This window comes from Mesorhizobium sp. M1A.F.Ca.IN.022.06.1.1 (genome assembly GCF_003952605.1).
Taxonomy (GTDB): domain Bacteria; phylum Pseudomonadota; class Alphaproteobacteria; order Rhizobiales; family Rhizobiaceae; genus Mesorhizobium.
Genome location: NZ_CP034455.1, coordinates 82,130 through 104,240, shown reverse-complemented (window position 1 = coordinate 104,240; position 22,111 = coordinate 82,130). Strand labels below are relative to the sequence as shown.

Sequence of the window (22,111 nt, the reverse complement as noted above, 5' to 3'; positions counted from 1 at the left end):
GAAGCCAGCGAGCAGGGCGAGCGGATTTTCGTTCTCGTTCTCACGCTTTTGCGCGACAAGCATCGTATTTCCGTGCATTAGCCTTTCATTCTGCACAATCGTCGGGACAATGGCGCCTGATCTGGAGGATTCGGAATGCACCTCAAACGGCTGTTTCTTATTGCGGTTTGCACGCTTGCCGCTTTCGCCGCGGCTCCTAGCGTCAGACAGGCATTCGCAGAAGATGCCGCCAAGCCGGCCGACCCTGGCCTTTCCGACGTGCTGACCGATCTCTTGCATGGCGTCGAGGGCGAGAACTCCACTTCCGGGCCCGACAAGCGCGTGCCGTTCGGCCGCGAGGAGGTGCAGCTTTCGTTTGCGCCGCTGGTCAAGCAGACGGCGCCGGCCGTGGTCAACGTCTACGCCTCGCAGACCGCAAAGGTGACCTCGCCGTTCGAGGGCGATCCCTTCTTCGAGGAGTTCTTCGGCCGCGCGCAGCCGCGCGCGCAGTCTTCGCTCGGTTCCGGCGTGCTGGTTGATCCGAGCGGCGTGATCGTCACCAACTACCATGTCATCAAGGATGCCGACGAGGTGAAGGTCGCGACGGCCGACGGGCGCGAGTTCACATCCAAGGTGATGCTGAAGGACGAGACACTGGATCTTGCCGTGCTCAAAATCTCCGCCGACAAGCCGTTCCCGGTGATCGCCATCGGCGATTCCGACGCGCTCGAGGTCGGCGACCTGGTGCTCGCCATCGGCAATCCCTTCGGCGTCGGCCAGACGACCACCAGCGGGATCGTTTCGGCGCTTGCCCGCAGCCATATCGGCGTTTCCGACTCCGGCTATTTCATCCAGACCGATGCCGCCATCAATCCCGGCAATTCCGGCGGCGCGCTGATCAACATGGGCGGCCAGCTGGTCGGCATTAACACGGCTATCTATAGCCGCAGCGGCGGCTCGATCGGTATCGGTTTCGCCATTCCGTCGAACATGGTCAGGGCTTTCGCCGACGCCGCCAAAGCCGGCCTGGATTTCTTCGAGCGGCCCTATATCGGCGCCGAGTTTGAAGCCGTGACACCCCAGATCGCGGAATCGCTTGGCATGGAAAAGCCGACAGGCGCGCTGGTCTCGTCGGTCGATGGGGCCGGACCGGCCGGCAAGGCGGGGCTCAAGCCTGGCGACGTCGTGCTGTCGCTCAACAACACCCCGGTCGAAAGCATCGAGGCGCTGGATTACCGCATGGCGACGCTGTCGATCGGCACCAAGGCGACCTTCGCCGTGCTGAGCAAGGGCCAGCAGGCAACGCTTGAGATTGCGCTGGAGCGCGCGCCCGAAGGCGCGAAGCCGAGCGAGGTCACGCTGCATGGCCGCAGCCCCTTCGCCGGGGCCAAGGTGGCAGAGCTGTCGCCGCGCCTTGCCCAGCGTCTCGGGCTGCGCACCGACATGAAGGGGTCACCGTGGTCGACATCAACCGCGATTCACCGGCCGCCGATTTCGGCTTCCAACCGGGCGACATCGTGCGCGAAGTGAACGGCACGAGCATCGATAAGGCGGCGACGCTGGCACAGATTGCGCAGCAGGACACGCGGTGGTGGCGGTTTACCGTCGAGCGCGGTGGGCAGATACTGCGCCAGGTGTTGCGTTACTGAGCAGGCTCTGGAAAAGGGGCCGCGTTCCAACCAAATAAAAGTGCATGGCCGATCTGTTCAGCGTCGATGAACCGGAGAAGGCGCCGCCTGGCCGGCCGCTGGCTGACCGGTTGCGCCCGAAGACCCTTGGCGAGGTTGTCGGCCAGGAGCACTTGACCGGCCCGGATGGCGCGCTGACGCGGCTGATCAATTCCGGCACGCTCGGCTCGATGATCTTCTGGGGCCCGCCCGGCACCGGCAAGACGACGGTGGCGCGGTTGCTCGCCGGCGAAACCCACCTTGCCTTCGAGCAGATATCGGCGGTGTTTTCCGGCGTCGCCGACCTGAAGAAAGTGTTCGAGGCAGCAAAACTGCGCCGGACCAATGGCCGCCAGACGCTGCTCTTCGTCGACGAGATCCATCGCTTCAATCGTGCCCAGCAGGATGGTTTTTTGCCGGTCATGGAAGACGGCACGGTGGTGCTGGTCGGCGCCACGACGGAGAACCCATCCTTCGAGCTGAACGCGGCGCTTCTGTCCCGCGCGCGGGTGCTCGTCTTCCGCTCGCTGGACGAGGAGAGCATCGCCAAGCTGCTGGAGCGGGCCGAGGCGACCGAGGGCAGGGCGCTGCCGCTCGACGACGAGGCGCGGGCCATGCTGATCCGCATGAGCGATGGCGACGGTCGTGCCTCGCTGACGCTCGCCGAGGAGGTCTGGCGCGCCGCCAAGCCGGGCGAGGTGTTTGGGCCCGAAGGCCTGCAGCGCGTCATCCAGCGTCGCGCGCCGATCTACGACAAGGGCCAGGACGGCCATTACAACCTGATCTCGGCGCTGCATAAATCGGTGCGCGGCTCGGATCCGGACGCTGCGCTGTATTACCTCGCCCGCATGTTCGATGCCGGTGAGGATCCGCTCTATCTCGGCCGCCGGCTGGTGCGCATGGCGGTGGAAGATATCGGGCTTGCCGATCCGCAGGCCCTGGTCGTCGCCAATGCCGCAAAGGACGCCTACGATTATCTCGGCTCGCCCGAGGGCGAACTCGCCTTCGCCGAGGCCACCGTCTACCTCGCCACCGCGCCCAAGTCGAATGCCGTCTACACCGCCTTCAAGGCGGCGACACAAGCGGCCAAGGAATTCGGCTCGCTGCTGCCGCCCAAGCACATCCTCAACGCGCCGACCAAGCTGATGAAGGAAGAGGATTACGGCGCCGGCTACCGCTACGACCACGACGAGCCGGATGCCTTTTCCGGCCAGGACTATTTCCCGGAAAAGATGGGCCGCCGCACTTTCTACGATCCGCCCGAGCGCGGCTTCGAGCGCGAGGTCAAGAAGCGGTTGGAATACTGGGCAAAGCTGCGCAAAGAGCGGGAATAGCCGCTTCCGCGACTCGGCGGGCTCGGGTGCTTCGCGGCGAAGCTTCGTCGGCATGACAGCAAAGTCGAGATGCTGGCGCGATCGTGAGCGGGCAAACCTGTTCCAGATTGTGCCGCGTCATGAAAAATCCTATGAAGGCGCACGGCTGGCGGAGGTCGCCGTGATTTGGCTCATGCGAACAGGATCGCGCTCCCAAGCGAAAGACTATGACAAAGCAAACCCGTAAGACTCTTCGTCAGGCTGCTATCGCAGTCCCGCTTCTCGCGCTTGGCTTTTATTTTATCCCGATCCTGACCACGATCTGGATCGTCTGCGGTCTGATCGACGTGATGCGCAATGCAAACAAGGATCTGTCGTTGTTCCGCGGCTATTTCCTGGGCAACGGCATCTTCACCTGGCTGCTGTCGCCATTCAACCTTTTGGTCGACCTGCTTTGCTATCGGAACCCGGGCGTATGGAAGCTGGAGCAGTTCCCCGCAGACTATCAGCGCGAGGTCAACGAGGTTCTCGACGTCTTCAAGGCTCGCAAGGACGAGATCATCGCCGATATCGACGCCAATTTCGGCACCGGTCGGCGCGGCATGTATGTCTATCAGTGGTATGGCAAGCACAAGATCGACAACGTCGCGGAATTCAACAAGGACTTCAAATACATCAAGACCATCGCGGTCTCAGTCTTCAGAGGCAAGGAATCGACTTCCTGGCATTTCGGGCCGCTGCGGCTCAGCCTGCGCATCCTCTACAACCTGTTGCCGGTCAAGGCTGAGATTTTCGTCGAGTGCAACGGCGCCAGGAACTACTGGCACGACAACCCGCTTTACATTTTCGACGACACGCTGCTGCACCGTTCGGTGAACGAATATGACGGACGCCGCTACTGCGTGTTCATGGATATCATCCGTCCATCGCCATTCCCCGGCCTGATCGCCAACCTTCTCGCCATCGTCTCGGTCAGCGTCGAGCGCATCAATTCCATGTTCTACAAGAACTGGAAGATGATCGGCTCGTCCAAGGCCAAGAAGGCCGCCGCAAACTGAAGCGTCCGCGCCTGCGGCTCCGCAAAGCTCTTTGGCGCGATCTTTGTCCGTTGTTGGGTCTTTGGCTCGCAACCTCTTTGCCTTAGTGCTATGGCGCCGCTTTCAACCGGAAAAGCGTAACCATGGCAGGTGTCGAACAAATCACTGTGGAGGCCGGCGAAGCGGGCATGCGGCTCGACCGCTGGTTCAAGGTCCATTATCCGGGCCTCGGCTTCGGTCACCTGCAAAAGCTCTTGCGCTCGGGCCAGGTCCGCGTCGATGGCGGCCGCGTCAAGGCCGACACGCGCGTCGAGCCCGGGCAGACCGTGCGCATTCCGCCGCTCGAAGTCGACAAGAAGGGCGACGCCGCGCTCACTGGCCATTCGATCCGCAACCAGGGCGATGCCGATGTGCTGGCCAAGATGCTGCTGCACGAGGACCCGAAGGTCTTCGTCTTCAACAAGCCTGCCGGGCTTGCCGTGCAGGGCGGCTCCGGCGTCACGCGCAATGTCGACGACATGCTCGAGGCCTGGCGCAACCAGAAGGGCGAGAAGCCGCGCCTCGTCCATCGCCTCGACCGCGACACTTCCGGCGTGCTGGTCGTTGCCCGCACCCGCCTTGCCGCGATGAAGCTGTCGGAAGCGTTCCGGGCGCGCGAGACGAAGAAAACCTATTGGGCCTTGGTCAAGGGCGTGCCGCCGAAGCGCGAGGACAAGATCTCGACCTGGCTGGTCAAGGAGGCGACGCCGGACGGCGACCGCGTGCGCATCGCCAAGCATGGCGAGAAGGGCGCCGACCATGCCGTTTCCTATTACCGCGTGGTCGAGCAGGCGGCGCAGTCGCTGTCCTGGCTGGAAATGGAACCTTATACCGGCCGCACCCACCAGCTTCGCGTCCATGCCGCCCATATCGGCTGCCCGATCATCGGCGATCCCAAATATTTCGAGGCCGACACCAATTGGGAGTTTCCCGGCGGCATCCAGAACCGCCTTCATCTTCACGCGCGCCGCATCGTTATCCCGCATCCAGACCAGGGCGTCATCGATGTTACCGCGCCGATGCCGCCGCATATGCGCCAAAGCTGGAACTTGCTCGGCTTCGATGAGCAGAGCGCGGAGGACGACAATTGAGCGGTGCTGCCGATACATTCGGCCGACGCGACGCGGTCGACATGACCGCGGCCGCCATGATGGTCGGGCTGACATTGTCCTGGGGCCTGAACTACGTCGCCGCCAAGGTCTCCTATGCCGGCTACGATCCGGTCTTCGTATCGATCGCGCGCTCGATCATCGGCGGGCTGTGCGTTCTCGGCTGGTGCCGGTTGCGCGGCATCAAGCTGTTTGAAGCGGATGGGACGCTCAGCGCCGGCATTGTCGTCGGCGTGCTCTTCGGCGTCGAGTTCCTGTTTCTCTATATCGGGCTGGAATACACGACCGTCGCTCGCAACACGCTGTTGGTCAACACCATGCCGTTCTGGGTCCTGATCGGCGGCCATTTTTTGCTCGGCGAGCGCATCAACGCGCGCAAGCTTGGGGGCCTCGTGCTTGCTTTCTGCGGGCTTCTGGCCGTGTTCTCAGACGGCATCTTCGCCGGCAATGACGCGACGCTGACGGGCGATCTGCTCAGTCTTGGCTCGGGCATCCTGTGGGCGTTGACCAGCATCGTCATCAAGCGATCGAAGCTGGTCGAGACCAGCGCCGAGAAGCTTCTGCTCTATCAACTCGCTGGCGCCGCCGTCGTCGGTGCCCTTGTGATGCCGTTCGCCGGCCCGCCGATCCGCGAAATCGCTGCATTGCCGACACTGGCATTGATGTTCCAGTCTTTCTATATCGTCGCTTTCACCTATGTTTTGTGGTTCTGGCTGCTCACGCGCTATCCGGCGGCGGGCCTGTCCAGCTTCGCCTTCCTGTCGCCGGTGTTCGGTGTTCTGTGCGGCGCCGTGCTTTTGGGCGAGCCGCTGACGATCAGGATCTTCCTGGCACTGGGCCTGATCGCGGCCGGGCTGATCATCGTCAATCGGCCGTCGCGCAAGCAGGTCCCAGCGTAAGGAGTTCGAGATGCGCGACATCCTCAACGACCTCGAAGCGGGAAAGCAGCTTTCAGATCCCGATCCGGTGCGCCGCGCCCAGATCCAGATGAAGACGCCGCTGCCGAAGCGCTTCTACAAGGCGGTTTCGGTAGTGCCGGTCGAAGGCGGTTTTGCCGTCCATCTGGACGGCAGGCCGGTCCGCACGCCGGGAAAGGCGCTGCTGGTGTTGCCGACTGAAGGAGCCGCGACGCTGGTTGCTGACGAATTTTCCGCCCAGCGCGAGATCATCGACCCTGTGACCATGCCGGTGATGCGCCTTGCCAACACGGCACTCGACGGTGTGGCCAGCGACCCGCAAGCGGTGCTGGAGGATGTCCTGCGCTTCGCTTCGTCGGACCTGCTTTGCTACCGAGCCGATGGCCCGCAGGGGCTGGTAGACCGTCAGAACAGGCTCTGGGATCCGGTTCTCGATTGGGCAAGAAGCAACCTCGGCGTGCGCTTCAACCTCGCCGAAGGTGTCATCCATGTCGAGCAGCCGCGCGAGACGATCGCCGTCCTTGGCGCTTATCTTGCCCAGCGCGCCGAGCCGCTGCGTCTGGCCGCGATCCACGTCATGACCTCGCTGACCGGCTCAGCGCTGCTGGCGCTTGCCGTCGACTTCGGCGAGCTCGACGGCGAGGAGGCCTGGGCCGCCGGCCATGTCGACGAAGACTGGCAGATCGAGCACTGGGGCCAGGATGCCGAAGCCGTCGCGCGCCGCTCCGCCCGCAAGCGCGACATGATGGCGGCAGTCAGCCTGCTTGAGGCGCTCAAAGCCTGAGCGCCGCTTCGCATTGCATCTAATACCAAAGTCATAATCCCATCGTCGCGGTGCCTTTCCGGGGCGCTTTCTGCCATTTTTTCCTTCGTTGGCCGCGTTTTTGAGTCCGCGTTCGGAGGAATTGCGGACGGTGGCGCGCAGCCATCGAGGACAGACGGGATCCACGGGAGGATATATCAATGGCAATGGCATCGACCGCCGGCGGAAAAAGCCGCGGCATGACGCGGGAGGAAAAGAAGGTCATCTTCGCCTCCTCGCTCGGTACCGTTTTCGAATGGTACGATTTCTATCTTTACGGTTCGCTGGCCGCCTTCATCGGCGCGACCTTCTTCAGCCCGACCATCCCCGAGGCGACGCGCAACATCTTCGCGCTGCTAGCTTTCGCCGCCGGCTTCCTCGTCCGTCCCTTCGGCGCGCTTGTGTTCGGCCGCATCGGCGACCTCGTCGGCCGCAAATACACCTTCCTCGTCACCATGACAATCATGGGCCTGTCGACCTTCCTGGTCGGCCTGCTGCCCGGCTATGCCAGCTGGGGCATCGCGGCGCCGGTGATACTGATCGGGCTGCGCATGCTGCAGGGGCTGGCGCTTGGCGGCGAATATGGCGGTGCCGCAACCTATGTCGCAGAGCACGCGCCGGACGATCGCCGCGGCTTCTACACCTCTTGGATCCAGACGACGGCAACGCTCGGCCTATTCCTGTCGCTGATCGTCATCCTCATCGTCCAGGGTTCGCTCAGCAAGGAAACCTACGCTGCCTGGGGCTGGCGCATTCCCTTCATCGTCTCCTTCCTGCTGCTTGCCATTTCGATCTGGATCCGGCTGTCGCTTTCGGAGTCGCCGACCTTCCAGCGCATGAAGGAGGAGGGCAAGGGCTCCAAGGCGCCGCTGTCAGAAGCCTTCGGCCAGTGGAAGAATGCCAAGATCGCGCTTCTGGCGCTGCTCGGCCTCACCGCAGGCCAGGCCGTGATCTGGTACAACGGCCAGTTCTACGCGCTGTTCTTCCTGCAGAACGTGCTGAAGGTCGACGCGTGGTCGGTCAACGTCATGATCGCGATCGCGCTTGCCGTCGGCTCGATCTTCTTCGTCGTGTTCGGCTGGCTGTCCGACAAGATCGGCCGCAAGCCGATCATCATGGCCGGCCTTGCTTTGGGAATCGTCTGCACCTTCCCGCTGTTCAAGGCGCTGACCTGGGCCGCCAATCCGGCGCTGGCCACCGCACAGCAGAACACGCGCGCGACGGTGACCGCGGCACCCGGCGACTGCAGGTTCCAGTTCAATCCGGTCGGCACGGCGAAGTTCACGACATCCTGCGATATCGCGACCTCGTTCCTGACCAAGAACTCGGTGCCTTACGACGTCGTTTCGACCGCGGCACCCGGCACGGCCGCCACGGTCAAGATCGGCAACGAGACGGTGCAGTCCTATGACGCCGTCGCCGCCGGCGATCAGGCCAAGGCCAAGGAGGCCGCCTTCCAAAAGGCCGTCAACATGTCCCTGCAGGATGGCGGCTATCCGCTGAAGCGGGCCGCGGCCAAGGTGCCGGACCAGAAGCTCGACGCCTTCGTCGCAGCCAATCCGGAACTGAAGCTCGATGCCGCGGCGATCCGCGGCGGCGAGAAAACGACCGTTCCGACCGACAAGGCGGTGGCCGACAAGCTGCTGACCAAGGAGGAAGCGGCCGGCGCCCCCGAGGTCACCGTCTACAACATCCCGGGCGGTGGTGCCTTTGCCATGGTCGCCGATCCGGAGGCGGTGAATTGGCCGGTGACGATCGGCATCCTGTTCATCCTGGTCGTGTTCGTGACCATGGTCTACGGGCCGATCGCCGCAATCCTGGTCGAGATGTTCCCGACCCGCATCCGCTATACCGGCATGTCGCTGCCTTACCATATCGGCAATGGCTGGTTCGGCGGCCTGCTGCCGGCAACGGTGTTCGCACTCAGCGCCTACAAGGGCGACATCTATTACGGCCTCTGGTACCCGGTGGTGATCGCCGCGATGTCGCTTATCATCGGCATGATCTTCGTCAGGGATACGCTTGGCACCGATCTGGACGCCAAGCAGTAGCCGATCCTCGGCAAATGAAGAGCCCGGCGCGAGCGATCGCGCCGGGCTTTTTCTCGTCTCGAGCTGGAAAGAATTGGTCAGCTCTTGCGCTGCTTGTGTTCTTCCTCGATTGCCGCCTGATGGTACCAGCCGTCGAAATCTGCGTGCGTATTGCGCAACGAGGCAAGCTCTGCCGCGAATTTCGCCTTTGCGCCTAAATTTGAGGCAGACGCCCGGCCTGCAAGCGGGAACATCAGGATCTTTGCCGAAGGACGGGACGTGGTGACATCCATTGGCGCCCTCCTACCTCTTCAGGAGCAAGTCGATTCAAATCTGTTCCCAAGATAGGTTCTGCGATTCATTTAGGCAATATGCCCACAAAAAGATCAGTCGCTGCACAATATTTATGCAGAAAGCGCGCCTGAACGATCGCCGCGCATTGCTGCGCAGGCTCAGCAAAATCAACGCTTTGCGATGACCATTTTGCCGCACCCTGGACGAGGAGAGTGGCATACGAATTGCATTTTAGCGCACGGCAGGCCGGCTCGGTCCGGCCATGCGTTGATGCCGCCCCGGCGTCCAAGCAACGAGAGGCACTGGAATGACCAAATACAAACTCGAGTATATTTGGCTCGACGGCTACACCCCGACCCCCAATCTGCGCGGCAAGACCCAGATCAAGGAGTTTGCCGAGTTCCCGACGCTCGAGCAGCTGCCACTGTGGGGCTTCGACGGCTCTTCCACGAACCAGGCCGAAGGCCGCAGCTCCGACTGCGTGCTGAAGCCGGTCGCGCTCTATCCGGATCCGGCGCGCACCAACGGCGTTCTCGTCATGTGCGAAGTCATGATGCCCGATGGCGTCACCCCGCATGCTTCGAACAGCCGCGCGACCATCCTGGACGACGAGGACGCCTGGTTCGGCTTTGAGCAGGAATATTTCTTCTACAAGGATGGCCGCCCGCTCGGCTTCCCCGAGAGCGGCTATCCGGCGCCGCAGGGACCTTATTACACCGGCGTCGGCTACAAGAATGTCGGCGATGTCGCGCGCCAGATCGTCGAGGAGCATCTCGACCTCTGTCTCGCAGCCGGCATCAATCATGAAGGCATCAACGCCGAAGTGGCCAAGGGCCAGTGGGAGTTCCAGATCTTCGGCAAGGGCTCCAAGAAGGCCGCCGACCAGATCTGGATGGCGCGCTACCTGCTGCTGCGCCTTACCGAAAAGTACGGCATCGACATCGAGTTCCACTGCAAGCCGCTTGGCGATACCGACTGGAACGGCTCGGGCATGCACTGCAACTTCTCGACCAAGTACATGCGCGAAGTCGGCGGCAAGGCCTATTTCGAGGCGCTGATGGCCCAGTTCGAAAAGAACCTGATGGATCACATCGCCGTCTATGGTCCGGACAACGACAAGCGCCTGACTGGCAAGCATGAGACTGCGCCGTGGAACAAGTTCTCCTATGGCGTTGCCGACCGCGGCGCCTCGATCCGCGTGCCGCACTCCTTCATCAAGAACGACTACAAGGGCTATCTGGAAGACCGCCGCCCGAACTCCCAGGGCGACCCCTACCAGATCGCCTCGCAGGTCCTGAAGACGATCTCGGAGGTCGCGACCGACGCAAAGGTCTCGGCTGCGGCGTGATGCTTCTACGGCGTGGGCGGCAGTCCGCGCCAGGCCAGCGAACATCAAAAAAGCCCCGGCGAAATGCCGGGGCTTTTTTACGCCTGGCTTGCTTGGCGGCGATGAGATCCGCGCTCTCGCGACAGTGCTGGCCTGCTGTTCTGACGAGGCCCGTCCTGCGGCCTTTCCGCCCTCTGGCGAGCTGTTCACGAAAAACCCCGGCTTTCGCCGGGGTTGTTTTCTGTCGGGAATGCAGTCGCTTACACCGAATAGTACATGTCGTACTCGACCGGGTGCGGGGTCATTTCGAAGCGCATCACCTCGGCCATCTTGAGCTCGATATAAGAGTCGATCTGGTCGTCGTCGAACACGCCGCCTGCCTTCAGGAAGCCGCGGTCCTTGTCGAGGTTCTGCAACGCTTCGCGCAGGGAGCCGCAGACCGTCGGGATCTTCTTCAATTCCTTCGGCGGCAGGTCGTAGAGATCCTTATCCATCGGCTGTCCGGGATGAATCTTGTTCTTGATGCCGTCGAGACCCGCCATCAGCATGGCGGCAAAGCCGAGATAGGGGTTCGCGCCCGGATCGGGGAAGCGGACCTCGACGCGCTTCGACTTCGGCGAGGAGCCGAACGGAATGCGGCAGGAGGCCGAACGGTTGCGCGCCGAATAGGCGAGCAGCACCGGCGCTTCGTAACCCGGCACCAGACGCTTATAGGAGTTGGTGAGCGGGTTGGTGAAGGCGTTGATCGCCTTGGCGTGCCTGATGATGCCGCCGATGTAGAAGAGGCAGGTTTCCGACAAGCCGGCGTATTCGTTGCCGGCGAAGGTCGGCTTGCCGCCCTTCCAGATCGACTGGTGCACGTGCATGCCCGAGCCGTTGTCGCCGAACACCGGCTTCGGCATGAAAGTGGCCGTCTTGCCATAGGCATTGGCGACCTGGTGCACGACATACTTATAGATCAGCATCTTGTCGGCGTTGCGCACCAGCGTGTCGAACTTGATGCCGAGTTCGTGCTGGGCGGCCGCGACCTCGTGGTGATGCTTTTCGACGCGCACGCCCATTTCAGCGAGCACCGTCAGCATCTCGGAACGCATGTCCTGGCAGGAGTCGATCGGCGGCACAGGGAAGTAGCCGCCCTTGATGCGCGGCCGATGGCCGAGATTGCCGGTCTCATAGTCGGTGTCGTCGTTGGACGGCAGCTCGGTCGAGTCCAGGCGGAACCCGGTGTTATAGGGATCGGCCTTGTACTTGACGTCATCGAACACGAAGAACTCGGCTTCCGGGCCGACATAGATGGTGTCGCCGATGCCTTCCGACTTCATGTAGGCTTCGGCTTTCTTGGCGGTGCCGCGCGGGTCGCGATTGTAGGCCTCGCCCGAGATCGGATCGAGGATGTCGCACAGGATCACCATGGTCGACTGGGCGAAGAACGGATCCATGTGGACCGTATCCGTGTCCGGCATCAGCACCATGTCGGACTCGTTGATCGCCTTCCAGCCCGCGATCGAGGAGCCGTCGAACATGACGCCGTCGGCGAACATGTCCTCCTCGACCTCGACGACGTCCATCGTCACATGCTGCAGCTTGCCCCTCGGATCGGTGAAGCGCAGGTCGACGAATTTTACATCGTTGTCCTTGATCTGCTTCATGATGTCTTTGGCTGTCGTCATGTCATGTATCCCTGTGTGCTGACGTTTTTTGATGATGACGGTTCAGGAAGACGGGTGGAGTCAGACCGCGTCCATGCCGGTCTCGCCGGTGCGGATGCGGACGACTTCCTCGATGTTGGAAACGAAGATCTTGCCGTCGCCGATGCGGCCGGTCTGCGCCGCCTTGCGTATGGCTTCGATGGCGCCTTCGACGGCGTCGTCGCCGAGCACGACCTCGATCTTCACCTTGGGCAGGAAGTCGACGACATACTCGGCGCCCCGATAAAGCTCGGTATGGCCCTTCTGCCGACCGAAACCCTTGGCCTCGGTGACGGTGATGCCTTGCAGCCCGGCCTCCTGAAGCGCTTCCTTCACTTCGTCCAGCTTGAATGGCTTGATGATCGCTTCGATCTTTTTCATGTAGAAAGTGGCCTCCACTGCCAAAGAGACGGGTTGCGCGCCCCGCTTGCGCCTTCATCAAGCACGAAGCGTGCCAATTACCAGAGGTTGAGGGCGGTATCGGGCGATTTCCATGCCTTGCCGCACCCGAATGCAAATCCGCGTCATCCGCTGCATCGGATGCGTCATCGACGCCCAAAGCCTATACATCGCTCCTCCATCCGTCTGCGCAAAACTTGAGCAGATAGCGCAATTTGCAGGCAGATTCCCCTTCGGGCGCCCACCGCTCTGGGATGCATACGCCGCCGCTGTTTGCTTCGAGCCGCAAATCGGACAATGCTTGATCGCATGGAGATCGGCAATCCCATGCGCAATGAACTTCTTTCCCCGTCCGAAATGGCCGAAGCCGACCGGCTGGCGATCGCCCAAGGCCCGCTCGACGGCTGCGGATTGATGCGCCGGGCCGGCGAGGCCGTGGCGGCCGTGCTCATGGCGCGCTATCCGGCGGCGGCACGGGTGCACGTGCTTTGCGGACCCGGCAACAATGGCGGCGACGGCTATGTCGTGGCGAGCCTGCTCCGGAAGAGCGGTGTCGACGTTGCGTTGTGGAGATCGGGCGAACCGCGCGCGGGCAGCGATGCCGCGCTGGCTGCAGCCGATTGCCCGTTGGAGCCACGACCGCTATCTGCCTTCGCGGCCGAACCGGGATCGCTGGTGGTCGACGCGCTGTACGGAGCGGGGCTCTCGAAAGCACTGTCGGGCGATGCCGGCCGGGCCGTCCAGGTCGTTGCGGATCTCGGCTTGCCGGTCGTCGCCGTGGACCTGCCCTCGGGCGTTTCCGGCGAAAGCGGCGCCATCCTCGGCAGCGCATTTCGGGCGGTCGTTACCGTGACGTTCGCGCGAAAGAAGCCGGGGCATCTGCTGCTGCCGGGGCGGGAAATGAGCGGCGAGATCGTGCTCGCCGATATCGGCATCGGTGACGACATCATCGCTCGAGTCGCGCCGCGCAGTTTCGAGAATGCGCCGGCGCCCTGGCTGCCTGTCTTTCCGGTTCCGGCCGTCGATGCGCACAAATACAAGCGCGGTCATGTCAGTGTCTTTTCGGGCGGTCCTGCGGCCACCGGTGCCGCGCGCCTGTCGGCGCTCGCAGCCGCAAGAAGCGGGGCAGGGGCGGTGACGGTGCTGTCGCCGGCGAATGCCATGCAGGTCAATGCCGCGCATCTGACATCGATCATGCTGCGCAAGGTCGACGCAGTTGCCGATCTCGGTGCGTTCCTTGCCGACCGCCGCCCCTCGTCCTTTGTGCTCGGCCCGGGGTTTGGCATCGGCGAAAAGGCGCGCGATTTTGTCCTGGCGCTGCTCGGCGCCGGGCACGCGCAGGAGACCTGCGTTGAAGGGCTGGTGCTCGACGCCGACGGCATCACCTCGTTTCGCGACGTGGCTGAGACGCTTTTCCAGGCTGCCCGAAAGTCCGGCGCCCCGGCGCTGGTGATGACGCCGCATGAAGGCGAGTTCGGCAGGCTGTTGCCCAAGGTCGCGGGCGACAAGGCTCTTTCCAAACTCGGCAAGGCCCGCGCGGCGGCGGCGCGAGCCAACGCCGTCATCGTCTACAAAGGCGCCGACACGGTGATCGCAGCACCAGACGGCCGCGCCGCGATCAACGGCAATGGCGCGCCGTGGCTTGCCACCGCGGGTTCGGGCGACGTGCTGGCGGGCATCATCGCCGGGCTCCTGGCACAAGGCATGCCGGCGTTCGAAGCGGCCTGCGCGGCTGTCTGGATACACGCCGAAGCCGGCAGCCGGTTCGGACCCGGCCTGATCGCCGAGGATTTGCCTTTGGCGATGGTGCCTGTGCTGCACGCGTTGGTCGAGAATGGGATGGCTGCCCGATGATGAGGCTGGCGATCCTTGTCGCGGTCGCTGCCATCGCTGTTCTTGGCGTGCGGGCGGCTGATGCTGCCGGTCGTCCGGTCACGGTCGTGGACGATCCGCAGGTGCTCGCCAAGCTCGACGCCGATGGCTTCGGATTCGCCGGTATTTTTGGCATCAGCGGCAAGGATGATCTGAAAACGCTCTATGACGCGGCGCCGGCCTACCACGCCATCGTCGACACCGTAGCGGCCGATGTCGCAGCACTGCGCGCCGACCTGAAAGCAGGCGGCCGGCCGCTCTATGAGGTGACCGACGGCAATGTCGGCCGCATCATCGACATGCGCTGGCTGAAGACCGACGCTGCGCGTTTCCGGCTGGTCGGCGTCGTCAACCGGCTCGACCGGCGTGACTTCGCAAAGCTCGGTGGGGAAGCGGGCTGCGGCGAGGTGCGCTTCATCTACCGCCTTGCCTATAGTTTCAGGAAGAACGGCAAGGTGTTGGCCTCGAGGCTGCCGTTCAATTTCAGTGCCATCTACCGCGCAGCTCCCGACGCCGACGGCGGCTGTACCGGCGTCGCCGGGCGCTGGACGCCGCAGATCGACGAAGCGGCGGATGCCGGGTGGCTGTCCGGCGGACCGCTGGATAAAGCGAGCCTCTCCTTCAAGCAGCTCGAACTCAACGCTCAGGTGGTGCGCTTTCCATCCGGCCAGGAGACCGAATTTGGCGGTCAGGCCGCCTATCTCATGCGCATCTTCGGTATCGACGGCACCACAATCAGCCAGAAACCGCTCGAAAATACGCCGGACACCATCCGCCTTGCGCAAGACGCGCGGTTGAAGGCGAGGCTTACGGACTATGTCCGCGCCAATGCCGGTGCAATCGATCTCGGCGTTTACGAAATCCCGGATGAATTCCTAGCGAAGAAGGTCATCTCCTGGTCGACCTTCGGCAGTGCCAGGCAGGCCAATCATCCATTCACGCCACTGTTCGAACCGGAGGCGCTTGCCGGGGTCGACTATTCGAAACTGACATTAGCGCGCACGGCTGAAGCCCTGATCGAGCGGCTCGACAACGGCGCCTGCCATGGCTGCCATCAGGCGGGCTCGACCGCAGGATTCCATTTCATCGGCCTCGACGATAGCACGACTTCGCCGCTCAACCGCATCGAAGTCGGCATCTCGCCGCATCTCCATGCCGAGATTCCGCGCCGCGAGGCGTGGCTGCAGGCGACTGTGGAAGGCAGAGAAGCGAACGGGTTTCGCCCGTTGTCCTTCGCACCACCCGCCGCGTGGAAAGACACCGGCGAGATCGCCTATACGCCGGCCGAGACGACCATGCCGTGCCTGGTGCCGGAAGACGCCGCCCGCTTCGGCAGCAGCTGGCAATGCGGAGCCGGCACGGTCTGCACACCGATCGCGACCGCTACAGGGGTTAGGACGAAACTGGCGCAATGCCTGCTGCCGAAGGAGAGCCGGAACATCTTTTCCGGCCATCCCTGCTTGACCGGAATGATTGCCAGCGACACCGCGCAGCCCTTCAACGACCGTTACAACGTCACCGGCCAGTTCGCGGCGTTCGCGCCCGCCATTTCACGCACCGCCTATACCTGCCGGCCGCCCAAGATCGGTGTGCCAGGCGGCTTCGCCTATCGCGGCTGCGACGCGAAGGATCTGGCCTTCTCCGCTTTCAAGGCTGGCAAGCCGATGCCGAGCGAAATCTTTGGTCGGCGGCAAGAAGTTCGATATTTGCGTGGCGACCAACAATTTCGACCAATGCCTCGGCGGCGCAGTTAATCGCGGTAACCGTCCGGCCTGCTCGGCCGATCGTTTCTGCCGCGAGGATTATATGTGCCAGTCGCTGCCGTCCGACACGCCGGGTGCTGGCAGGGTCAAGGGCATCGGCTTCTGCTCGCCGACCTATTTCCTGTTCCAGATGCGCATCGACAATCATGCGACGCCGTGGACGAACACCGCCCGCGCGAGCATGAGCGCGGGCTTTGGCGCCACCGAGGAGTAAGCGGTCATACCGGTTGGGGTGCGTATTTTCCGACGCTTGCCGCCAGCGCTTCGAGCACACGCTGCTCACTGATACCGCGCGTGTTCAGGACCCAGCTCGGTATCGAGATCGGAGGCTCGATGAAGGTTACCTGCTCGTTCAAGGGTCCATGCACGTAGGATCGGTTCGAGCCGAAGATGAGCACGCTTGGAATGCCCAAGGCGCCGGCTGCATGGGACACACCGCCATCGACACCGAGAAAGACGGTGGAGGCCGCGATCTGGTGCATGGCCTCTGCAATGTCGGGCGTCGAGGTGAAGTCGATCGCCTCAGGCAACAAGGCGCGAATCTGGGCGGCAGCCTGGCGTTCGCGCGGACCGCCGACAAGCCAGACGGACCAACCCCGTTCGATATGCTTTCGTGCGACCGAGACGAAGCGCTCGGGCGGCCATGAGCGCATGTTCTCGAAATCGGAAGTATAGAGGGAAAGCACCGGCCTTGCCGGATCGATGCCGTTGCGCCGGCGCCACTTGGCAACGTCTTCGGACGAAATCGCCAGCCGCGGGGCCGGCAGCTGTTTTTCCTCGGCGGGCTGCTTGCCGAGGAGCGCGATCGCACAGACCTGTTCGACGAGCCTTGTCTTGCGCGGGCCGAAGGCCACGAAGGTTTTCAGCCATCCCGCCGGCAGCCGGTTGACGATGCCGAACTGGAGCTCGCGCGGATATCCAATGCGCTCGGGAATGCCCGCCAGCCACGGCACCAGGGCCGCCTTGGTGCTGCTGGTGAGCAGATAGGCTGCCTGATAATTCTCCTGGCGGAGTTCGCGCGCCAGCCGCACCCGCTCCTTGAGACCGGGGTTCCAATGCCTCTCGACGGTCCAGGCCTTCCGGACATGCGGCATCAAGCGCGCCAGGGGCGCGGCGAGCGGCGAGGTGATGACGTCTATCGGCTGTCCGGGAAACGTCGCTGCTATGATTTGAATTGCCGAATGGCAGCGGATGAAGTCGCCGATTGCCGGCAAGCAGAACACGAGAATGGGGCGCAACGCGCGATACCTTTTCGATCCGACGCAGTCGCCGCGAACGGCGAGCATGCCGGTTCCTTGTCACGGAAGCGCTTCGCCATCAAGGATGCGGGCATAGAGTTCCAGATAGGCCTTCGCGGTTTTCGCGATCGGAAATCTGTCCGCGGCAGATTCACGGCATTTGCGCATGCACAGGTCGGCGACCTCGGCAAGACCTTCAGCAAACTCCTCGTCGCTCTCGAAGAACCGGCCCGTATCCGTGTCCACCGTCTCCGGCAGGGCGCCGCGCGCTGTGGTCAAAACGGGCGTGCCGCACAGCATCGCCTCGACCGGCGCATTGCCGAAAGGCTCTTCCCAGGCGATCGGATTGAGGAAGGCCTTCGATGCGCCCAGCAGGCGCAGCTTGTCGTCGCCGTCGACGACGCCGTTGAAGCGATAGCGGCGGGAAAGACTCTTGAAAAAGACGCCCTCGCGGCGGGTCCGACTTCGGCCGAGCAATTTCCACCGCGAGCCGCCGGCGATATCGAGGGGAAAGTCGAATTTCCTGGCGAGCTCGACTGCCCGGTTCAAGCCCTTTCCGGCGCGTGCGATGGCCGCCATGAAGAGGAGGCGATCGCTCTTCGATTCGGCCAGCCGATAGTCATCCACCGGAAAGCCGTTGTAGACGAAGGTCTTGCGGCCGTGCAGCTGGGCGTGCCGTGCGCTGATGAAGCTCCAGTTCGGTTGCGGCCGCGGATAATCCGGTAAATGGCCCCGCTCGGTGTTGAGGGTCGGGAAGTCAACCTCGACCTTCCACGCATGAAGGTGGACGATTTGGGTGTCCTTGGGGATCGCCGCGCGGCACTCGGCATCGCTCACAGCATGCCGGACTTCGCACAGTGGATGTGACGATCCAGGGCCCGCCACGAGGACGACACGGTGGCCCTGCCTGACCAGTTCAGTGGCCAGCCAGTCGACCTGACGTTCTATCCCGCCGTAGCCTTTGCACGGAACGACGCCCTTTGTTGCAAGGGTTATTAGCATTCATTACCGCCATCACATTGATGTGATTTCAATGTGATTAGAGGTTGCCAGTTGTCAACCTCCGACGACGGATTGCGTAAGCCAGAGTTCCAGCCGCCGGCCGGCTTTCGAGGTTCCACCGATTGAGATGGTCGGCGACTCCCCGTCGCGAGGCCAAGCGGAAGGAGAGGGGCTAAGCAACGAGAATAACGGCGGACCTGCCGAAATGCTTGCCAGCTACAAGGACCAGTCGCGACACCACCGCCTCACAGCGGAATGTTGTCGTGCTTCTTCCAGGGGTTCTGCATATCCTTGTTGCGCAGCATGCGCAGCGCCCGCGCGATCCGGCGGCGCGTCGAATGCGGCATGATCACCTCGTCGATATAGCCGCGTTCGGCCGCTACGAAGGGCGACAGGAACCGATCCTCGTATGCTTTGGTGTGGGCGGCGATCTTCTCCGCGTTGCCGATGTCCTTGCGGTAGATGATCTCGACCGCGCCCCTTGCGCCCATCACCGCGATCTGCGCCGTCGGCCAGGCATAGTTCATGTCGCCGCGCAGGTGCTTCGACGCCATCACGTCATAGGCGCCGCCATAGGCCTTACGGGTGATCACGGTGATCTTCGGCACGGTGGCTTCGGCATAGGCGAACAGCAGTTTTGCGCCATGCTTGATCAGCCCGCCATATTCCTGCGCGGTGCCTGGCAGAAAGCCTGGAACGTCGACCAAGGTAACGATCGGGATCGAGAAGCAGTCGCAGAAGCGCACGAAGCGCGCCGCCTTGCGGCTGGCGTCGGAGTCGAGCACGCCGGCCAGAACCATCGGCTGGTTGGCGACGAAGCCGACGGTTCGCCCCTCCACACGGCCGAAGCCGGTAACGATGTTCCTGGCGAAGCTCGCCTGGATCTCGAAGAAGTCGCCTTCGTCGGCAACCTTCAGGATCAGTTCCTTGATGTCGTAGGGCTTGTTGGCGTTGTCCGGAATCAGCCGGTCGAGCGACATGTCATGGTCCGTCACCGACTGGTAGCATTTGATCTCGGGAATCTCTGCGGTATTGGACGCCGGCAACAGGTCAATCAGCCGGCGCATCTGCAGCAGCGCCTCGACGTCGTTGTCATAGGCGCCGTCGGCGATGGAGGATCGGGTCGTGTGTACCGTGGCGCCGCCGAGGCTTTCGGCCGTCACCGTCTCATTGGTCACCGTCTTCACCACGTCCGGCCCGGTGACGAACATGTAGGAGGTGTCGCGCACCATGAAGATGAAGTCGGTCATGGCCGGCGAATAGACATCGCCGCCGGCGCACGGGCCCATGATTAGCGAAATCTGCGGGATGACGCCGGAGGCGAGCACGTTGCGCTGAAAAATCTCGGCATAGCCGCCGAGCGCGGCCACGCCTTCCTGGATGCGTGCGCCGCCCGCGTCGTAGAGGCCGATGATCGGCGCGCGATTGCGCAGCGCCATCTCCTGCACCTTGACCACCTTCTCGGCATGCGCCTCAGACAGCGAGCCGCCGAAGACGGTGAAATCCTTGGCAAAAAGGTAGACTGGACGGCCGTTGACGGTGCCCCAGCCTGTGACGACGCCGTCGCCCGCGATCTTGGTTTTCTCCATGCCGAAGTCGGTTGAGCGGTGCTCGACATACATGTCGAACTCCTCGAACGAACCCTCGTCGAGGAAGACGTCGATGCGCTCGCGGGCGGTGAGCTTGCCCTTCTTGTGCTGGGCCTCGATCCGTTGCTTGCCGCCGCCCATCCGGGCGATCTCGCGGCGGCGCTCGAGTTCCTTCAGCACGTCCTTCATCGCTGCCCCCACAATAGAAAGGTGGTTTGTGGTAATCGTGAGGGCAGCGCAGCGCAAGCGTCGCTTTTCGATCGGCGTTTTGTTGCGCTGCAACATCCACCCTTGCATTTTGCGGCGGACTCGGCCATATGCGGTCGCATAGGCGCTTGGGCCGAACTTCGGCTTTCTCCACCAATTGAGACTGGTTGCGTCTGTTTTCCCTCTTTCCGGTGGGCCCTCCCGTCGATCGGCAAGCTGGCGAAAGAGCCCCGGGGCATGACGCCTGCGGGCACGACAGCGCAGCCGCGCGGACGCTCCCCGTCCGCCGCCTTGTCGTTTCCTGACAATTTTTCGACGGCAGGTTGCGCTCCTGCCGCCATGATGTTTGCGGCCACAGGGCCGCGTGAAAGAAGACTATTTTGACCAATGAAAATCAGGCGGACCAGAACGGTTTCGCTACTCTTGGAATCACCGGCGCGCTGCTCAAGGCCGCCAATGCCGCGGGCTTCACGGATCCGAAGCCGATCCAGGTGCAGGCGATCCCGCCGCAGCTCGAAGGCCGCGACATATTCGGCATTGCTCAGACCGGTTCGGGCAAGACGGCGGCTTTCGCGCTGCCGATCCTGTCGAAGATCATCGGGCTCGGCACGAAGCGCCGGCCAAAGACGGCGCGCGCGCTGATCCTGGCGCCGACACGCGAGCTAGCGGTGCAGATCGAGGACACCATCAAGCTGCTCGCCAAGGGCGCGCACATCTCGACCGCGCTCGTGCTCGGCGGCGTCTCCCGCTACAGCCAGGTGAAGAAGATCGCACCCGGCGTCGATATCCTGATCGCCACGCCCGGCCGGCTGACCGACCTGGTGCGGGAAGGCGACCTCATCCTTGCCGATACCAAATGGCTGGTGCTCGATGAGGGCGACCGCATGCTCGACATGGGCTTCATCAACGACGTCAAGCGCATCGCCAAGGCGACCGCGCCGAACCGCCAGACCGCGCTGTTCTCGGCCACCATGCCGAACGAGATCGCGGAACTCGCCAAGGGCTTGCTGAAGGACGCCGTCCGCATCGAAGTCTCCCCGCAGAGCACGACGGCGGCCGAGATCGTGCAAAGCGTGGTGCTTGCCCGCACCAAGCAGAAGCGCCAAGTGCTGTCCAAGATGCTGGCCGACGAGGCGATGCGCTCGGTCATCGTGTTCTCGCGCACCAAGCATGGCGCCGACCGCGTCACCAAGGACCTTGCCCGCGACGGCTTCGACGCCGCAGTGATCCACGGCAACAAGTCGCAGAACGCGCGTCAGAAGGCGCTCAACGATTTCCGCGTCGGCTCGGTGCGTATTTTGGTGGCGACCGATATCGCCGCGCGCGGCATCGACGTCCCAGGCATCAGCCATGTCGTGAATTTCGACTTGCCGGACGAAGCGGAGAGCTATGTCCACCGTATCGGCCGTACCGGCCGCAACGGCAGGGACGGCATCGCGATCACGCTTTGCGATCCATCGGAGAACGGCAAGCTGCGGCAGGTCGAGCGCATCATCCGCATGAAGCTCCCGGTCATTGCCGATCATCTCGGCAGTCCCGACCCGCAGCGCGATCCGAAGGAAAGGACCGAGCGTCATTTCGAGCCGGCCAATGACCGCGAGCACCATGGCGGCCGTCGTGATGGCAGCCGTCCCGGCAGCGGCAACAACGGCAAGAAGCGCTTCGGCGGCAAGCCCGGTGGCGAGCGCCAATTCGCGCCCAAGCCGCAAGGCGAACGTCCTGCGGGCGCCAAGCCGAATGGCGAGCACAAGCCTGACGGCTTCAAGCGCTTCAAGGGCAACAACAAGCGACGCTTCGGCGGCAAGCGGCCGGCGAACCGGGCCGCTTAAAGTCCCACCG

At 63.1% G+C, this 22,111-nt stretch carries 17 protein-coding genes and 1 pseudogene; 12 read left to right on the top strand and 6 right to left on the bottom strand.

The window, feature by feature from the left end:
* Positions 1-135 precede the first annotated feature (135 nt).
* From EJ078_RS00510 to EJ078_RS00480, 7 genes and pseudogenes are all read left to right on the top strand, one after another.
* Positions 136-1,628: pseudogene (locus EJ078_RS00510) on the top strand (DegQ family serine endoprotease).
* Positions 1,629-1,672: 44 nt separating this feature from the next.
* Positions 1,673-2,980, top strand: a complete 1,308-nt coding sequence (locus EJ078_RS00505) for a replication-associated recombination protein A (RefSeq protein WP_066989617.1) — start codon at positions 1,673-1,675, stop codon at positions 2,978-2,980.
* A gap of 206 nt (positions 2,981-3,186) precedes the next feature.
* Positions 3,187-4,017 carry an aspartyl/asparaginyl beta-hydroxylase domain-containing protein gene (locus EJ078_RS00500; RefSeq protein ID WP_095780448.1) on the top strand — a complete coding sequence of 277 codons (831 nt, stop codon included), beginning with the start codon at positions 3,187-3,189 and terminating at the stop codon, positions 4,015-4,017.
* 122 nt (positions 4,018-4,139) lie between these two features.
* Complete coding sequence (locus EJ078_RS00495; RefSeq protein WP_095830132.1) at positions 4,140-5,126, top strand: RluA family pseudouridine synthase; 987 nt, start codon at positions 4,140-4,142, stop codon at positions 5,124-5,126.
* A 41-nt stretch (positions 5,127-5,167) separates the two neighbouring features.
* Complete coding sequence (locus tag EJ078_RS00490; RefSeq protein ID WP_067321630.1) at positions 5,168-6,043, top strand: DMT family transporter; 876 nt, start codon at positions 5,168-5,170, stop codon at positions 6,041-6,043.
* 10 nt (positions 6,044-6,053) lie between these two features.
* A complete protein-coding gene (locus EJ078_RS00485) occupies positions 6,054-6,845 on the top strand; it encodes an ATP12 family chaperone protein (RefSeq protein ID WP_127216120.1) in 792 nt (263 codons plus the stop codon).
* Positions 6,846-7,024: 179 nt separating this feature from the next.
* Positions 7,025-8,914: an MFS transporter gene (locus EJ078_RS00480; RefSeq protein WP_067321442.1), complete on the top strand. Its 1,890-nt coding sequence runs from the start codon at positions 7,025-7,027 to the stop codon at positions 8,912-8,914.
* A 77-nt stretch (positions 8,915-8,991) separates the two neighbouring features.
* On the opposite strand, the gene EJ078_RS00475 is transcribed toward EJ078_RS00480, so the two are convergent.
* A complete protein-coding gene (locus EJ078_RS00475; protein ID WP_067321438.1) occupies positions 8,992-9,186 on the bottom strand; it encodes a DUF2735 domain-containing protein in 195 nt (64 codons plus the stop codon).
* A gap of 308 nt (positions 9,187-9,494) precedes the next feature.
* Here EJ078_RS00475 and EJ078_RS00470 point away from each other — a divergent pair, with 308 nt between their 5' ends.
* On the top strand, positions 9,495-10,535 hold the full coding sequence (locus EJ078_RS00470; RefSeq protein ID WP_066989630.1) for a glutamine synthetase beta-grasp domain-containing protein: 1,041 nt from the start codon (positions 9,495-9,497) through the stop codon (positions 10,533-10,535).
* A gap of 239 nt (positions 10,536-10,774) precedes the next feature.
* Here EJ078_RS00470 and glnA read toward each other — a convergent pair whose 3' ends face one another.
* The gene (glnA, locus tag EJ078_RS00465) at positions 10,775-12,184 is read right to left on the bottom strand and encodes a type I glutamate--ammonia ligase (protein WP_066989632.1); all 1,410 of its coding nucleotides are present in this window, start codon (positions 12,182-12,184) and stop codon (positions 10,775-10,777) included.
* Positions 12,185-12,244: 60 nt separating this feature from the next.
* Positions 12,245-12,583, bottom strand: coding sequence for a P-II family nitrogen regulator (locus EJ078_RS00460; protein WP_006205430.1), 339 nt, complete (start codon positions 12,581-12,583; stop codon positions 12,245-12,247).
* A 345-nt stretch (positions 12,584-12,928) separates the two neighbouring features.
* On the opposite strand from EJ078_RS00460, the gene EJ078_RS00455 reads away from it, so the two are divergent.
* Genes EJ078_RS00455 through EJ078_RS30050 form a run of 3 tightly spaced genes read left to right on the top strand, consistent with a single transcriptional unit; the run spans position 12,929 to position 16,450 of the window.
* Entirely contained in the window at positions 12,929-14,455 is a 1,527-nt protein-coding gene (locus tag EJ078_RS00455) for an NAD(P)H-hydrate dehydratase (RefSeq protein ID WP_127403589.1), read from the top strand.
* Entirely contained in the window at positions 14,452-16,227 is a 1,776-nt protein-coding gene (locus tag EJ078_RS00450) for a hypothetical protein (protein ID WP_245459038.1), read from the top strand. The genes EJ078_RS00455 and EJ078_RS00450 overlap by 4 nt, the downstream gene beginning before the upstream one ends.
* Before the next feature lie 52 nt (positions 16,228-16,279).
* Positions 16,280-16,450, top strand: a complete 171-nt coding sequence (locus tag EJ078_RS30050) for a hypothetical protein (protein ID WP_245459035.1) — start codon at positions 16,280-16,282, stop codon at positions 16,448-16,450.
* A 4-nt stretch (positions 16,451-16,454) separates the two neighbouring features.
* On the opposite strand, the gene waaF is transcribed toward EJ078_RS30050, so the two are convergent.
* From waaF to EJ078_RS00435, 3 genes are all read right to left on the bottom strand, one after another.
* Positions 16,455-17,522 carry a lipopolysaccharide heptosyltransferase II gene (waaF, locus tag EJ078_RS00445; RefSeq protein WP_245459033.1) on the bottom strand — a complete coding sequence of 356 codons (1,068 nt, stop codon included), beginning with the start codon at positions 17,520-17,522 and terminating at the stop codon, positions 16,455-16,457.
* Positions 17,523-17,534: 12 nt separating this feature from the next.
* Entirely contained in the window at positions 17,535-18,311 is a 777-nt protein-coding gene (locus tag EJ078_RS00440) for a glycosyltransferase (RefSeq protein ID WP_245322435.1), read from the bottom strand.
* A 410-nt stretch (positions 18,312-18,721) separates the two neighbouring features.
* Positions 18,722-20,254, bottom strand: coding sequence for an acyl-CoA carboxylase subunit beta (locus EJ078_RS00435; protein WP_127403587.1), 1,533 nt, complete (start codon positions 20,252-20,254; stop codon positions 18,722-18,724).
* Between the two features lie 398 nt (positions 20,255-20,652).
* Between EJ078_RS00435 and EJ078_RS00430 the strand changes: the two genes are divergently transcribed.
* Complete coding sequence (locus EJ078_RS00430; RefSeq protein ID WP_127403586.1) at positions 20,653-22,101, top strand: DEAD/DEAH box helicase; 1,449 nt, start codon at positions 20,653-20,655, stop codon at positions 22,099-22,101.
* Positions 22,102-22,111: the final 10 nt, after the last annotated feature.

What these genes read in the sequence shown, in the direction of transcription:
- glnA (WP_066989632.1), bottom strand. Translation starts at nt 12,184, where the DNA reads ATGACGACAGCCAAAGACATCATGAAGCAGATCAAGGACAACGATGTA.
- EJ078_RS00435 (WP_127403587.1), bottom strand. Translation starts at nt 20,254, where the DNA reads ATGAAGGACGTGCTGAAGGAACTCGAGCGCCGCCGCGAGATCGCCCGG.
- EJ078_RS00475 (WP_067321438.1), bottom strand. Translation starts at nt 9,186, where the DNA reads ATGGATGTCACCACGTCCCGTCCTTCGGCAAAGATCCTGATGTTCCCG.
- EJ078_RS00470 (WP_066989630.1), top strand. Translation starts at nt 9,495, where the DNA reads ATGACCAAATACAAACTCGAGTATATTTGGCTCGACGGCTACACCCCG.
- EJ078_RS00495 (WP_095830132.1), top strand. Translation starts at nt 4,140, where the DNA reads ATGGCAGGTGTCGAACAAATCACTGTGGAGGCCGGCGAAGCGGGCATG.
- EJ078_RS00490 (WP_067321630.1), top strand. Translation starts at nt 5,168, where the DNA reads ATGACCGCGGCCGCCATGATGGTCGGGCTGACATTGTCCTGGGGCCTG.
- EJ078_RS00485 (WP_127216120.1), top strand. Translation starts at nt 6,054, where the DNA reads ATGCGCGACATCCTCAACGACCTCGAAGCGGGAAAGCAGCTTTCAGAT.
- EJ078_RS00460 (WP_006205430.1), bottom strand. Translation starts at nt 12,583, where the DNA reads ATGAAAAAGATCGAAGCGATCATCAAGCCATTCAAGCTGGACGAAGTG.
- EJ078_RS00480 (WP_067321442.1), top strand. Translation starts at nt 7,025, where the DNA reads ATGGCAATGGCATCGACCGCCGGCGGAAAAAGCCGCGGCATGACGCGG.
- waaF (WP_245459033.1), bottom strand. Translation starts at nt 17,522, where the DNA reads ATGCTCGCCGTTCGCGGCGACTGCGTCGGATCGAAAAGGTATCGCGCG.
- EJ078_RS00500 (WP_095780448.1), top strand. Translation starts at nt 3,187, where the DNA reads ATGACAAAGCAAACCCGTAAGACTCTTCGTCAGGCTGCTATCGCAGTC.
- EJ078_RS00505 (WP_066989617.1), top strand. Translation starts at nt 1,673, where the DNA reads ATGGCCGATCTGTTCAGCGTCGATGAACCGGAGAAGGCGCCGCCTGGC.
- EJ078_RS00455 (WP_127403589.1), top strand. Translation starts at nt 12,929, where the DNA reads ATGCGCAATGAACTTCTTTCCCCGTCCGAAATGGCCGAAGCCGACCGG.
- EJ078_RS00450 (WP_245459038.1), top strand. Translation starts at nt 14,452, where the DNA reads ATGATGAGGCTGGCGATCCTTGTCGCGGTCGCTGCCATCGCTGTTCTT.
- EJ078_RS30050 (WP_245459035.1), top strand. Translation starts at nt 16,280, where the DNA reads ATGTGCCAGTCGCTGCCGTCCGACACGCCGGGTGCTGGCAGGGTCAAG.